Here is a 14,310-nt window from a genome sequence, read left to right on the forward strand (position 1 = left end):
GGACCGCCGTCGCGGTCCGGGGCCCCGGTGCGGCTGCCGCCCTCCTGCGGGTCACCACCCGCCCCGGCGGGGCAGTTCGCTTGTCGCCGGACCACCCGCCGGTGGGGGCTTGTCGCGCAGTTCCCCGCGCCCCTAAAAGCCAGGCCCTGCGCAAGGTGAACGCACGGGGGCCGCGCCCCGAAAGACCAGGTCCCGCGCAAGGTGAACGCACCGGGGCCGCGCCCCGGAAAGGCACGTCCCGCGCAAGGTGAACCCAAGGCTAGGCCGCGAGGGCCGGGGCCGGGGTGGGCGTCGGGCAAGGGGGCGCCGGGAGGGGGGCGAGGCGGACCGCGGCAGCGGGAAGTCGGGGCTCGAGGCGGAGGAGAAGGGCGGCGGCGCAGAGCGCCGTGAAGGTGAGCAGGGCCCAGGGAAGCCGGGAGTCGGCGGCGAAGAGGGCCGTGAAGAGCGAAGGGGCGAGGGTCGCGGCCAGGGACCAGGAGAGCTGGTAGGTGGCCATGTAGCGCCCGCGCAGAGCCTCGGGGGCGGCGGCGACGGCGAGCGCGCTGGAGGACGGATTGTGCACCAGTTCGGCGACCGTGTAGAGCGCCACCAGCGCGAACACCCCACCGGCGACGGCCCATCCGGCTTGCGGCCGTACCGCGCCGAACACCCCGAGCCCCACGAAGGCGGCGGCGAAGATCACCGCGCCGAGCGCGGCGGACCGGGTGCGGCGGGCGCCGCGCCCGCGGACGCGCCGGGCGACGTGGACGCCGCCGACGGCGCACAGCACGGTGTTGACGGTGAAGGCCGCGCCGGTCAGCGACTGCGGGCCGTTCAGGGTGCCCGCGATGAAGAGCGGGAAGAGCACGGCGAGCGCCGAATAGCCCAGCGCGGTGAGGAAGTTGGCGGCGGTGAGGCCGAGGAAGGCCCGGTCGGCGAGGACGAGCCGGTAACCGGCGGCGGCGGGCCGCTCGGCCGTCGCGGAACCGTCCGGCACCCGCGGGGCGCGGATACTCCGTATCAGCAGGGCGGCGACGCCGAAGCTCAGCGCGTTGAGCCAGGCGGCAGCGGTGAAGCCGCGGTCACCGGCGACGGTGATGACCAGCGAGGCGAGCAGCGCCCCGGCGCCGAGCCCGGCGTTGCGCAGGGCGCGGGCGGCGGCCTGGAGGCGGTCGCGGTCGAGGCCGCTTGCGACCTCGCCGATGTACGCCTGCTGGACGGCGGGGAAGGCGCGGTCGCCGAAAGCGGTGCCGAGGGCCACGACAGCGAAGGCGGGCAGTGAGGTCGCGAAGGGATAGAGCGCGAATCCGGCGCCGCGCACCCCGTAGAGCAGGAGTTGGACGCGGCGGGCGCCGTAGCGGTCGACGGCGGTCCCGGCGAGCGGCAGGGCGCCCATGCCGATGAGTCCGACGACGGTCAGGACGGCGCCGACCACGGCGAAGGAGAGCCCGGTGATGTGGTGGAAGAAGACCAGGCTGAAGGGGATGTACATCCCGGAGCCGACCGAGTCGACGCCCATCGCCCCGAGCAGGGCCCGCTCCCCCGGAATCCGGGCGACGGCGGGTCGTGCGGTGGTGGCTCGCGTACGCGGCAGCGACATGGTGAAGCTCCCCGATCCCGGTTCCGGTTCCGAACGAAGGCCGACCGGTCAGGTCGACAGAAGATAGCTTAGCACTAAGCTACTTACTTGTAAGCTACTTTCTTGCCGTCGAGCGACCCCGCCCCGATACTGAGGCCATGACTCAGGAACCCCTCGACGTCGTCGACGCCATCACCGGTCAGTGGAAGTCCGAGCGCCCGGACCTCGACACGCTCCCGATGGCCGTCTTCGGCCGGATCTACCGGATCGCGCGCCTGATGGGCGACCGGATGGAGAAGGAGTACCAGCGGTACGGCATCGGCCGCGGCGAGTTCGACGTGCTGGCGACGCTGCGCCGCTCCGGCGAGCCGTACACCCTCTCGCCCCGGCAGCTCTCGGCCGCCCTGATGCTCACCACCGGCGGGATGACCGGCCGGCTGGACAAGCTGGAGCGGGCCGGGCTGCTGGACCGCGCGCCCGATCCGAACGACCGCCGCGGCCTGCGCGTCTCCCTCACCGAGAAGGGGCTGCGGGTGATCGACCAGGCGGTCGGCGCCGGGCTCGCCCTCCAGAAGGCGACGCTCGACGCCGTCGAACCGGCGCAGGCGGAACAGCTCGCCGACCTGCTGCGGCTGCTGCTGGCCGCGTCGGCGGAACCGGGCGCCCGGCGCTGAGACCCGCCACCCCCAAACCCGCCACGCGCAGACCCGCCACCCGCGGACCCGTCACGCGCAGACCCGGCACCCGCAGACCCGTCACCCGCCCGCGGGCCCGACGCCGCGCGGGCAGCACAAAGCCCCCTGGCGCGCCGGGAAGTCCGGCGCCGAGGGGGCGAAGGGGCCCGAGGGCCGAGTGCCGCGGCTACTGCTTCGGGTGCTCCTGCTCCTTGCGGGTCTTGTCGGTCACCATGACCAGACCCGCGATGACCCCGAACAGGACGAGCGGGGCGAGCACGAACAGGCTGAGCGTCTCGATGACGCTCAGGCCGGAACCCGGGTCGTCGCCGTCGTCGCGGGCGAGCGCGAACGCCGGGGTCGACATGAGCAGCATGAGCGTCGTACCGGCGGTGATGACTCCGGCGCGCACGGCCTTCTTGGTGAGCTTCTTGTCCACGCCCTCAATGTAGTGAAGCCCCTCACGGGCCGCGCGCCCGGGGTGTCCTTACGGGTGTTCCGGGCCTTCCGGGTGTTCCGCCGCCCCGGCCCCGGCCACGACGGCCGGCCCGCTCCCGGCCGCGACGGCCGCCCCGGCCCCGGCCCCGGCGGTCGCCGGGCTCCCGGCCGCCGCCGCGACCGCCTTGTCTCCCGCCTCCGCCATCGCCTGCCGTACGTCGTCCACGAGCGCGTACAGCCGCGGCGAGACGGCGATCCGGTCCAGGGTGAGCGGGGTGCCGTCGGCGTCGGCGACGGGCAGCCGCCAGTTCGGGTACTGGTCCCAGGTGCCGGGCAGATTCTGCGGGCGGCGGTCGCCGACCGCGTCCGGCAGCCAGATGCCGACCATGCTCGCGGGCGTACGCGCCAGGAAGCGGTGAACGGCCTTCACCACCGCCTCCTCGTCGACCGCGCCCTCCGGCAGCAGCCCGAGCCGGCCGAGCAGCGCCAGCCACTCCGCGACCTCGGCGGCGTCGGCCGCCTCCTCCTCCGCGAGCGGGCGGGTCAGCAGCCCGAGCCGGTGCCGCAGCTCGACGTGTTCGCCGGTGAGCCGGGCCGCCGTGCTGGGCAGGTCGTGGGTGGTGACGGTCGCCAGGCACGACTCGCGCCACGCCTCGGGCATCAGCGGACGGCCGTCGCCGCCCTCGGGCCCGGTCCCCTCGTAATCGCGTTCGAACCACATCACCGAGGTGCCGAGGATGCCGCGGCCCGCCAACTCCTCGCGCACGCCGGGCTCGACGGTGCCCAGGTCCTCGCCGATCACCACCGCGCCCGCGCGGTGCGCCTCCAGGGCCAGCAGGCCGAGCATCGCCTCCGCGTCGTAGCGGACGTAGGCGCCCTCGGTCGGCGGGCGGCCCTCCGGCACCCACCAGAGCCGGAACAGCCCCATGACGTGGTCGATCCGCAGGCCGCCCGCGTGCCGCAGCATCCGCGCGATGAGGTCGCGGTACGGCGCGTAGCCGGTCGCGGCCAGCGCGTCGGGGCGCCAGGGCGGCAGACCCCAGTCCTGGCCGCGGGAGTTGAAGGCGTCGGGCGGCGCGCCCACCGACATGCCCGTGGCCAGGACGTGCTGCATGGACCAGGCGTCGGAACCGGCGGGGTGCACGCCCACGGCCAGGTCGTGCACGACGCCGATGGTCATGCCCGCGTCCCGCGCGGACCGCTGCGCGGCGCCGAGTTGGGCGTCGGTCAGCCAGCTCAGCCAGCAGTGGAAGTCGACCCGGTCCATGTGCTCGCTGCGGGCCCGCGCGACCTGCGGCGAGCGCGGGTCGCGCAGCCCCGCGGGCCACTTGTGCCAGTCGGCGCCGTGCAGTTCGGCCAGGGTGGACCAGGTGGCGTGGTCGTCGAGGGCCTGGCCCTGCTCGGCGAGGAAGTCGACGTAGGCGGCGCGGCGGCCGGGGCTCAGCGGCACCTCGCGCAGCAGCTCCAGGGCCTCGGCCTTCAGCGCCCAGACCGCGTCCCGGTCGATCAGCGCGTCCTTGAGCAGCACGGTGTCGCGCAGCGCGGCGGCCCTGCGGGACAGCGCGTCGGCCTTCTCCCTGGCCTCGCCGGACAGGTACGCGTACTCCGGCACCTCCTCGATCCGCAGGTACACCGGGTCGGGGAAGCGGCGGGAGGACGGGCGGTACGGGGAGGGGTCGGTGGGCGGGCCGGGGGCGGCCGCGTGCAGCGGGTTGATCTGGACGAATCCGGCGCCCAGCGTCCGTCCCGACCAGGCGGCGAGGTCGGCGAGGTCACCGAGGTCGCCCATGCCCCAGGAGCGCTGCGAGAGCGTGGAGTAGAGCTGCGCCATGAAGCCGAAGGCGCGTCCCGTCGGGCCCGCCAACCGCTCGGGCGCCACGATCAGGTCGCCTCTGGAGGTACGTCCGTCGGCGGTGGCCGCGCGCAGCGCGTACCGCCCCGGCGGGGGCGTCACGGCGGGGTCCAGCGCCTCGCCCGTCTCGGTCTCGACGGTGAGCCGGGTGTCCTCGGGCAGTGCGCGCAGCGTCTGCGCGAGTGTGCCGCGGCCCGATCTGAGCACCGTGCACGGCGGGAGCAGCCGGTTGGCCCGGCGCGTCTCGTACGCCGTGAGGGCGGACTTGACCGCGCTGGGCGTCGAGGCGTCCACGCCGAGCGCCGCGAGGACGGCGACGACCGTCTCCTCCGGCACCGGGACCTCCCGCCCGGGTGCCGGCCGGTACGTCACGTCCACGCCATAGAGCCCGGCAAGCCGCACCCGGTCCATCGGGCCTCCGCATTCGTCAGTCAAGGGGTTGATCGGTCGGTCACGCGTCCTCGCTCGCACGGGTTTGTCCCGGGAGCCGCACTGACCCCTACCCCGACGCCGCGCGCTGTACCCGGAGGCGCGCCGCGCCGCTCGTTCGAGGGGAGTTCCGGAAGGCGGCCCGCGGCCCGTCCGCGACGCGCCGAAAGGGCCGCCCGTGACCCTCCCGCCCCCTGCCTGCGGCGGAAGGCGGCGGAAGGCGGCAGCGAGGCGACCGGGAGGCGGACGGAAGCCGGCGGCAAAGCGGAGGAAACTCCAGCCACATTGACACCGCACCGCGAGGAGTGATGGGCTCGGCGTCCGTCGTCGGTGCAGCACTCCGCAAGGAGGAACCGTGCAGGCCCTCCGGAGGAGTTCCGCCGCAGCCATCGCGGCCACGTTCATCGGCGGCTGGCTGGCCCAGTCGCCCGCCGCGACCGCCGCTCCCGCGCCGCCGAGCACACCGCCCGCCGGGACCAGGACGGACACCGCGGCCTCCCCGCGGCCCCCGGCGGTGTGGCCGCGCCCTCAGAGTCTGCGCGCGCAGGGGCAGTTCGCGCGCGTGACGAGGACGGTGACGCTGGTCGCGGGCACGGACGCCGACCCGTACGCGCTCGATGTGATCGAGGACGCGCTGCGCGGCGCGGGCGCTCAGGAGATCCGCAGGTCGGACACGCCGGGGTCCGGGCTGACCGTCTACGCGGGCGACGCGGCGCAGCCCCGGCTGACCGCGCTCAAGGCCCCCGAGCAGGACGACTTGGCGTCCGGCGGCTACCGGCTCGCGGTGGACGGCGGCACGGTGGCGCTGGCCGGAGCGGGCGAGGACGGCCTGTTCCACGCGGCGCAGACGCTGCGTCAGCTCGTGACCAGCGACAGCGGCGGCGAGCGCGGCTTCGCGGGCGTGGTCGTACGCGACTGGCCGACGGCGGCGGTGCGCGGGGTGACCGAGGGGTACTACGGCGTGCCGTGGACGCAGTACCAGCGGCTGTCGCAACTGGACTTCCTGGCCAGGACCAAGCAGAACCGCTATCTGTACGCGCCGGGCGACGACCCGTACCGGCAGGCGCAGTGGCGCGACCCCTATCCGGCGGGCCGGCGCGCGGACTTCAGGGCGCTGGCGGAGCGGGCGGCGCGGGACCATGTGACGCTGGCGTGGGCGGTGGCCCCCGGGCAGGCGATGTGCTTCTCGTCGAAGTCCGACCAGCGGGCGCTGGAGCGGAAGCTGGACGCGATGTGGGCGCTGGGCGTGCGGGCGTTCCAGTTGCAGTTCCAGGACGTGAGCTACAGCGAGTGGCACTGCGGCGCGGACGCGCGGGAGTTCGGCTCGGGGCCCGACGCGGCGGCGCGCGCCCAGGCGAAGGTCGCCAACGTGGTGGCCGCGTATCTGGCGCGGCGCTACGGCAGCGCCGATCTGTCGCTGCTGCCCACGGAGTACTACCAGGACGGCACGACCCCGTACCGCACGGCGCTGGCGAAGGCGCTGAGCCCGGACGTGACGGTCGCCTGGACCGGTGTCGGGGTGCTGCCCGCGCGGATCACCGGCACCCAAGTGGCGGACGCGGCGGCCGCGTTGAAGCACCCGCTGGTGACGGTGGACAACTACCCGGTGAACGACTTCGCGCCGGGCAGGCTCTTCCTCGGCCCGTACACCGGCCGTCAGCCCGCGGTGGCGACGGTCTCGGCGGGGGTGCTGGCGAGCGCGATGCAGCAGCCCGCCGCGTCCCGTATCCCGCTGTTCACGGCGGCGGACTTCGCCTGGAATCCGCGCGGTTACGACCCGGCGGCCTCCTGGCAGGCGGCGATCGACGACCTGGCGGGGCCGGATCAGGCGGCCCGTGCGGCGCTGCGCGCGCTGGCGGGGAACGAGGCGTCGTCGGCGCTCGGCGGCGACGAGTCGGCGTATCTGCGCCCGCTGACCAAGGAGTTCTGGGCCGCGCTGGACTCCGGCGACCGCGCCCGGCTGACGGCGGCGGCGGCGGCCCGGCTGCGGTCGGCCTTCACGGTGATGAGCGGCGCGCCGCACGCCCTGCGCGGGCTCGCCGACGGCACCTTCGGCGCCGAGGTGCGGCCGTGGCTGGACCGGCTGTCGGCGTACGGGACGGCGGGCGGGCACGCGGTCGACATGCTGGTGGCGCAGGCGGCGGGCGACGGCGCGGCGGCCTGGAAGGCCCGGCAGTCGCTGGACCGCGGCCGGGCGGCGCTGACGCAGGGCACGGCGAAGGTCGGCGAGGACGTGCTCGACGGCTTCCTGTCGCGGGCGGTCGACGACGGCGACGCCTGGTCGGGGCTGCGCGCGGACGGCAGGACCGCGACGGCCACGCTCGCCTCGGGGCGCGGCACCGACCCGTCGGCGATGGTGGACGGCAAGAATTCCACGGCGTGGTCGAGCAACGCTCCCCCGCAGCCCGACGACTCCTTCGGGGTCGATCTCGGGACGGCCAAGCAGGTCGGCTCGGTGCGGATCGCGATGGGCGACGGCAGCGGCTCCGACGACTTCCTGCACGACGCGGTCCTCGAACTGTCCGCGGACGACGGCACCGGCTGGCACCGGGTCGGCGAGTACCACGACCAGGCGGTGATCTCGGCGACGCTCCCCGCGGGCACCCGCGCCCGCCAGGTGCGGCTGCGCGCGAGCGACGGGCAGTCGGGGGCGGTGACGGTGCGGGAGTTCACCGTGTCGGTGAGCGGCGAGGTGGCCCCGACGGCCAGCGGTCCCGACGACGCGTCGGCCGTGGTGGACGGCGACCTCTCCACCTCGACCGCCGCGGATTCCGACGCGGGCGCGCTGACGGTGGACTTCGGCGGCGCGCGGCTGCTGGACAGCGTGACGATCGCCGCGTCCGGTGCGCGTACGGGGTCGGGCGCCCCCGCCGCCGCGGTCGATCCGGCGCCGGGGCCGATGGCGGGTTCCCCCTTCGGGCCGCATCCGATCGCCGTACGGGACACGGGCCCGCCCACCCGCACGGCCACCGGCCGGGTGACCAAGGCGCCCGCGGCCGTGGAGGTGCACACCCCGGGCGGCGGCTGGCAGCGGATCGGCAGCCTGACCGCGGACTGGACGGAGCTGCCCGCGGGGGTCGTCGCCGACGCGGTACGGCTGTCGGACGGCGCCGGGGTGCACGAGGTGGTGCCGTGGTTCGCCGGGGCGCCGCGCGTCACGTTCGACCAGCCGGAGGTGGACGCCGAGATCGGCGGCTCCGCCGTCCCGGTGACGGCGTCGGTGGCCTCGGGGCTGCCGCGCGACGAGAAGGCGGCGGTCTCGGTGGCCGCACTGAAGGGCGGGGCGACGGCGACCGCGCCCGCGTCGGTCCCGCTGCGGCGGGGCGCCGCGGGAGCGGTGCCGCTGAGCGTGTCGGTGCCCGCGGGTACGGCGCCCGGCACGTACAGCCTGCCGGTGCGGATCACCGTGGCGGGCCGCACCGTGGAGCGGCGGATCACCGTACGGGCGCGGGTGCGGACCGCGGGGCCCGATCTGCTGCGCGGCGGCGCGGCGACGTCCTCGGGTGACGAGACCCCGGACTTCCCGGCCTCCGCGGTGGCCGACGGCGACCCGGAGACCCGCTGGTCCTCGCCGGTGGACGACCACGCCTGGGTGCAGGTGGAGCTGGCGGCCCCGGCCCGGGTCGGCAGGGTCGTCCTGCACTGGCAGGACGCGTACGCGGCCGGATATCAGGTGCGGACCTCCGCCGATGGAGTGACCTGGCACACGGCGGCCACGGTGACCGACGGCGGCGGCGGGACCGAGACGGTGTGGCTCGACGCGCAGGACGGCACCCGGTACGTGCGGGTGCAGGGCGAGCGCCGGGCGACCAAATTCGGCTACTCGCTGTTCGGCGTCGAGGCGTACGCGGTGGCGGACTGAATGGTGGCGGGCACATAGGCGCTTCGGCGGACGCCTGAGGACACCCTGTGTGGCTTGTGTCGCGGTTGGGCAAACCCGCTTCCGACACCTCACGAGCAACGCATAGTGTGAGGAGCCACTAACACATCGCTAGTGGCGTCACGCCTCACGACGACGCCGTTGCCACACAGGGGGACTCGTCCGTGACACGAAGTTCGGTGCCGGCTGCCGCGCTGACCACCACCGCACTTATCCTGCTCACCGCATGCGGCGGAAGCGACGGGGACAACGGGTCGGACAAGATCGCCTCGACACCGCCGGCCAGGGCCACGACGAGCGCGAGCGCGTCGCCTTCGGCGAGTGCGACGGCTACCGTCCAGCGCCCGGTGATCAGCTTTCCGCCAGGTTCCAAAACGGTGTACGCGGACCAGCACACGGGAGACCCGGAGAAGGACGCGGTTCTCGCTGACGAATCGCATGCGGTCGACTCGGCATACGCAGCCATCCTGGAGGGCAAGGCCCGTACACCGGCCATGGAGTTCTACAACTCCGGCACGGCGCTGCGGGACGCCATCGACTTCGTCCAGGGTTGGCTGGACAAGGGCGACACCTGGGTCGGCACTGTCCGGTACTTCGACCGCAAGGTTACTTTGCGGAGTGACGGATCCGCGGTGGTTATTTACTGCTCCGACGAGACCAAGGCGTTCGTCAAGTCAACCAAGACGGGCAAGGTCAGCCAGGACAGCGCCTCAGCGGATGACTACGTGCTCTACAACGAGCGGTTGCTCAAGAGCGGTCAGGGCGTGTGGATTCTCAACAGCGTGACGCCGAAACGGGGGGCGAGTGAATGCCAGCCGTAAGCTCCCCTACCAGGGCCCTTATGGCTCTGGCCGCAGCCGTGACGCTGCTGACGGTCACGCCCGGTATTGCCCATGCCGGGATCGGCGGGCCTGGTACCAAGGGGCGAGCCAAGCCACCTGCTCACCCCAAGTCCGAGGGGACCGCTGACGGCGGAAAGATCTCAGCCCTCGCCGGCGTCCAGTTCGACCTCTCCAAGAACGGCACTGGTCCCAAAACAGGCGCCGTCACCCCTGTCTCCAACTGGACACCACCCGCGTGCTGGTACGCCCCCAAGTACGACTCCGAAGGCGCAGCTCGGGACTTCCTGGGGTATGACCGCAGCCCGAACCACACCGGCATGGAAGACGCTCAGTGGGTCAGGGACCGGTACGTCAACGGGCACCCGTACACCAATTTCAACCTGGCCAAACAGGGCACGGGCTACTGGTGGGGCACATTCTTCGACGAGAACCAACTCACCGATCCCGCCGCCGACGATTGCACCAAACCGCCGTTCTGGGTCGACACGGGTGCCCCTCCACCGCCGGTCAAGAACGCCGTCACGCCGGAGATCCTCGCACAGCTCGCCTATGCCCAGATCCTCATCCCGCAAGGCAAAGCGAACCTCAACCCGGACGGCACCCTCATCGTGAACGTGGCCACATGGGTGTGGATGGACCACACGACATTCCACCCGGTGTCCGTACGGGCCTACGTCTCGGTCCTCGGCATCGAGGCGACGACGACGGCTACCCCCATCGGTCTGCACATCGATCCCGGCACCGATGACGCCACCCTCATTCCGGCCTCGGGGGACTGCCCCATCGACGCCCACGGCAACGTCGGAACCCCGTACGCCAAGGGAGCAGACAGCAACAATCCGCCGTGCGGGGTCACCTACCATCGCTCCACCCAGAACCAAGGCCCCTACCCGCTCAAGGCCACGGTCACGTGGAAGATCAGCTGGACCGGCACCGGCCAGCCCACGCCCGTAGCTCTGCCGGACGGAACTTTCGGAACTCCGCAGGACGCTTTCGTACGCGAATACCAAACGGTAGTTGTGAACCGCTGAACGCATCGGCACTCGGGGGGAATCACCATGACGGATCTCACCGTCAACGAAGCGGACATGCAGTCGCTGAGCGCCGCTCTTGGGACAGCACTTCTCGAACTGACAGCACTCCAGCACTCCTTGCACCACATGAATCTGGATCCGGTGGGAGCGCCGCCGCTGCTGGATGAGCAGACGACCTACACCCGTACGCGATACGACGACGTCACCGATCTTGGCAAGAACCTCAGCGACAGGATCGATGACGTCGAGCGGGTCGGACCCACCCTCCAACGCACCGACCACCAACTGTCGGACAACGCGCCGCAGACGCGGTGAAGGAGGGAGACAACCGTGGGTCTCTCTCGTTATCCGACACTTGGGTTCGACCCGACTCCTGGCGACCCCGAAGGCGTCACCACGCTCGCGGGCGAATGGCAAGACGCAGCATTCCTCATGATCAAGATAGCCATGAAGCTGGACAGCACTGAGGGTGCGCAAGCCCGGTGGCGGGGCAAGGCAGCGGACGCCTTTCGGTCCAAGCTTTCGGCTCAGCGCGTCATGATCGGGAAACTCCGGGCCTCGTACGAGGACAACGCGACACTGCTGACGGGGTGGGCGGGCCAACTCACCGAGTTTCAGCGGGAGGCCGCCGCGCTGGAGCTTCGGGCCGCAGGGCTCGACGAAAAGCGCCGGTGTCAAATCATCGGCCCGCAGAACATCCCTGTGCCGATGCTACAGGCCAGCCCCGCTCCGCCCGGACAGACCCCGACGCCATCGATACCGCCTGAGCAACTACAGGAAGAGATATCCCGAGTTCATCATCAGGCAGAGCAGTTGCACGAGCGATATCTCGATGCTGCTCGCGCCCTTGCTCGGACGGTGGAAAATCTGCTGCCCTTGCCGACAGGGAACAGGGGCTGGTACGGGCAGGACATCGACGCCGCGCAGGAGTCCATGCTCGTCCAGCAGGAGGCGACACGTAAGGGTGGCCCGGTCCCCGTCGATCCCGCGCTGCGGGCGATTTGGTGGAACAGCCTCACCCCGGACGAGCAGGCCGTAGCGGCCCGCGAATACGCCAACGCCCCAGCCGCCGACGTCTACTCGACCCAGGGCCTGCCTGCCGGCGCGGCCGACAGGCTGAACCGGCTGAGGCTTCAGGCAGAGGTGCGGAAGCCGGGCTGCCCGCAGCGGCTGAAAGATCTGTGGGATCGGCTGACCAATAAGCATAGATACGACTTCCAGGACGACGTCTTCCTGTTGGGCTTCGACGACGTGGGCAACGGTCACGTGGCTGTATCGTTCGGCAACCCTGACACTTCGTCCAACACCGCCGTCTACGTGCCCGGAACGGGTTCTTCCCTGGACAAGGCCAACGGAGATCTGAACCGGGCGCAGACGCTGTACGCGTCGGCGAACAGCCAGAATTCCCACTCGACCGCGTCGGTCTACTGGCTCGGCTACGACGCACCCGGCTGGGACGTTCCCGGTCCGGCGTCGCAGAGCTTCGCCGACGCGGGTGCCCCGAAACTGGCCGCGTTCGTCAATTCCCTCGGGGCGACCCACCGTGGCGCGGGCCATCTCACGGTGATCGGGCACAGTTACGGTTCCACACTCGTCGGTGACGCCTTCGCGCACGCCGGAATGAAGGCCGACGACGTGATCTTCGTCGGATCACCGGGCGTCACCGTGGACAGTGCATCGCAGTTGGGCCTCGATCCCAGCCACGTGTGGGCGAGCAAGGCGAAGTTCGACCCCGTACCCGAGATCTCGGCACCGCTGAATCCGTTGAAATGGACCGACGACCACAGTGTCAGATACGGCAACGACCCGACATCCACGGCGTTCGGCGGCCGGACCTTCGACGCCGGTGACGGCACCCGCGTCGGGCACGCGCACAGTGAATACTGGGACCCAGGTCCGTCCCTGGACAACATGACGCGTATTGTGACCGGCCAGCCCGACAGGGTCACGGCAATGCCGACCGAGCACAAGGTCGGCGTCCTCCCGAACCTCGCGGACCTGCCGGTACCTGTCATCGCTGCTCCGGAGTTCGGCGGAGCGGCCCTCCAGAACCTCGGCCACCACGTGGGAGGCTACTGGGGCAAGCCGATGGAGGACGCCGGCGACGCCCTGCACGAATTCGGGCAAGCCGAGAACAACGTGGCCAACATCGGCGGTGACCTCCTGACCGGCGACCTCCACGGCGCGGGCACCGATGCCAAGGACCTCGGCAGCGACTTGAAGGACAGCGGCAAGAACGCCATCAAAACCGTGACCGACTTCTTCTAGCGGTGGGAAGCATGAGCAAGAGCGAGCGAATGGCGAAAAGCGCTGCGGTCGGCACCCTCATGGTGCTGGCGGCAACTGGGTGCGGAGGTGCGATGAACAACGGCAACGTCTCGCCCGACTCGGTCGAGAAGAAGGCACACACGCTCACCCAACAGGCCCTCGACGCCCTCACCCCGGTCATCGGCTCCGCCGACACGTCGGTCGAGCACCAGGGCTGGAAGCAGTGCTCAACCGAAACACCGGGTAATCACCGCTTCGAATACACCTACATCCTGAAACTGGATGTCCTCGTGCAGGACCCGGAGGCTGCCCTGGCCGCCGCCAAAGCCCATTTCGCGAAGGAGGGCTACCTTCCCGGCCCACCGCAGACGGGCCGGGTCAGCGCCAGTGAAGCGCATTCCACGTGGGGGGTGGCCGTAGGAGTGGACGATGACAAAAAGTCCATGTTCATCAGTGTCGACTCGGACTGCGTCTTCACCACCCACGACCCCCCGAAGACCGGCAGCTCGTCGTAGCAGGCTGCTCGCCGTCCGCAGACATCGAGGGCGGGAGGCCCGCATATATATGCGGGCACATGCACACGTCATCTCACTGAAGTTTACGCCATCAGTGGTAACGCGCCGTTCCCCGGAGGACGCTCCCGCACCCGCATCCGCGCGGATCGGGAGCGTCCTCCCGGGAATACCGGAAATAGCTGAGCCCGGATCTCAGGCTGATATGCCGTCGATCCGGGCCAGGGCGTCGTCCGCGCCGAACGGTTGCAGGTATGGCAACCAGCGCGGGTCCCTATGTCCGGTCCCGATGATCCGCCAGGCGAGCCCGGACGGCGGGGCGGGTTGATGGCGCAGCCGCCAGCCGAGTTCCGCCACGTGGCGGTCGGCCTTCACGTGATTGCAGCGTCTGCACGCGGCCACCACGTTCTCCCAGGCGTGCTGGCCGCCCCGGCTGCGCGGAATGACGTGGTCGACGCTGGTGGCGGCGGCTCCGCAATACGCGCACTTGCCGCCGTCGCGGGCGAACAGCGCCCTACGGGTCAGCGGCACGGTGCCCCGAAAGGGGACTCGCACGAATTTGGTGAGCTTCACGACACTGGGCGCGGGCAGCGCCTGTGTCTCACTGTGCAGATAGGCGCCGGATTCCTCGAGGCAGACGGCCTTGTTGTTGAGCACGAGGACAAGCGCACGGCGGAGCGGTACGACGCCGAGCGGCTCGTACGACGCGTTCAGGACCAGGACATGCGGCACGGATGCCTCCTTTAACGCCGGCGGCGCGTGGCTCGCGCCGGGACGATCTGGCCTAAGTCTCTCCGGAAGGCGGCCCATGGCGCCACCATGC

11 protein-coding genes are annotated in these 14,310 nt (G+C 71.6%); 7 read left to right on the plus strand and 4 right to left on the minus strand.

Annotated elements, in window-relative coordinates; genetic code table 11:
- Nucleotides 1–259: 259 nt before the first annotated feature.
- Nucleotides 260–1,579: an MFS transporter gene (locus tag ACIP4Z_RS02970; protein ID WP_401304590.1), complete on the minus strand. Its 1,320-nt coding sequence runs from the start codon at nt 1,577–1,579 to the stop codon at nt 260–262.
- Between the two features lie 137 nt (nt 1,580–1,716).
- Between ACIP4Z_RS02970 and ACIP4Z_RS02975 the strand changes: the two genes are divergently transcribed.
- A complete protein-coding gene (locus tag ACIP4Z_RS02975; RefSeq protein ID WP_355337179.1) occupies nt 1,717–2,232 on the plus strand; it encodes a MarR family transcriptional regulator in 516 nt (171 codons plus the stop codon).
- A 187-nt stretch (nt 2,233–2,419) separates the two neighbouring features.
- Here the strand turns inward: ACIP4Z_RS02975 and ACIP4Z_RS02980 are convergent, their stop codons facing one another.
- Together ACIP4Z_RS02980 and malQ are read right to left on the minus strand one after the other, a co-directional pair.
- A complete protein-coding gene (locus tag ACIP4Z_RS02980) occupies nt 2,420–2,671 on the minus strand; it encodes a hypothetical protein (RefSeq protein WP_188282296.1) in 252 nt (83 codons plus the stop codon).
- Nucleotides 2,672–2,719: 48 nt separating this feature from the next.
- Entirely contained in the window at nt 2,720–4,933 is a 2,214-nt protein-coding gene (gene malQ / locus ACIP4Z_RS02985) for a 4-alpha-glucanotransferase (protein WP_401304594.1), read from the minus strand.
- A gap of 373 nt (nt 4,934–5,306) precedes the next feature.
- On the opposite strand from malQ, the gene ACIP4Z_RS02990 reads away from it, so the two are divergent.
- The 6 genes from ACIP4Z_RS02990 (at nt 5,307) to ACIP4Z_RS03015 (ending at nt 13,490) form a co-directional block, all read left to right on the plus strand.
- On the plus strand, nt 5,307–8,813 hold the full coding sequence (locus ACIP4Z_RS02990) for a beta-N-acetylglucosaminidase domain-containing protein (protein ID WP_401304597.1): 3,507 nt from the start codon (nt 5,307–5,309) through the stop codon (nt 8,811–8,813).
- Nucleotides 8,814–8,995: 182 nt separating this feature from the next.
- Nucleotides 8,996–9,652 carry a hypothetical protein gene (locus tag ACIP4Z_RS02995; protein WP_401304600.1) on the plus strand — a complete coding sequence of 219 codons (657 nt, stop codon included), beginning with the start codon at nt 8,996–8,998 and terminating at the stop codon, nt 9,650–9,652.
- Nucleotides 9,653–9,672: 20 nt separating this feature from the next.
- Nucleotides 9,673–10,704, plus strand: coding sequence for a hypothetical protein (locus ACIP4Z_RS03000; RefSeq protein WP_401304603.1), 1,032 nt, complete (start codon nt 9,673–9,675; stop codon nt 10,702–10,704).
- Between the two features lie 27 nt (nt 10,705–10,731).
- Nucleotides 10,732–11,022, plus strand: coding sequence for a hypothetical protein (locus tag ACIP4Z_RS03005; RefSeq protein ID WP_401304606.1), 291 nt, complete (start codon nt 10,732–10,734; stop codon nt 11,020–11,022).
- Nucleotides 11,023–11,037: 15 nt separating this feature from the next.
- Nucleotides 11,038–12,975, plus strand: a complete 1,938-nt coding sequence (locus ACIP4Z_RS03010; protein ID WP_401304609.1) for an alpha/beta hydrolase — start codon at nt 11,038–11,040, stop codon at nt 12,973–12,975.
- Nucleotides 12,976–12,986: 11 nt separating this feature from the next.
- Complete coding sequence (locus ACIP4Z_RS03015; RefSeq protein ID WP_401304612.1) at nt 12,987–13,490, plus strand: hypothetical protein; 504 nt, start codon at nt 12,987–12,989, stop codon at nt 13,488–13,490.
- 192 nt (nt 13,491–13,682) lie between these two features.
- Here the strand turns inward: ACIP4Z_RS03015 and ACIP4Z_RS03020 are convergent, their stop codons facing one another.
- A complete protein-coding gene (locus tag ACIP4Z_RS03020) occupies nt 13,683–14,219 on the minus strand; it encodes an HNH endonuclease (RefSeq protein ID WP_075016193.1) in 537 nt (178 codons plus the stop codon).
- Between the last annotated feature and the right edge of the window lie 91 nt (nt 14,220–14,310).

Source organism: Streptomyces sp. NPDC088910 (genome assembly GCF_044749865.1).
Lineage (GTDB): Bacteria > Actinomycetota > Actinomycetes > Streptomycetales > Streptomycetaceae > Actinacidiphila.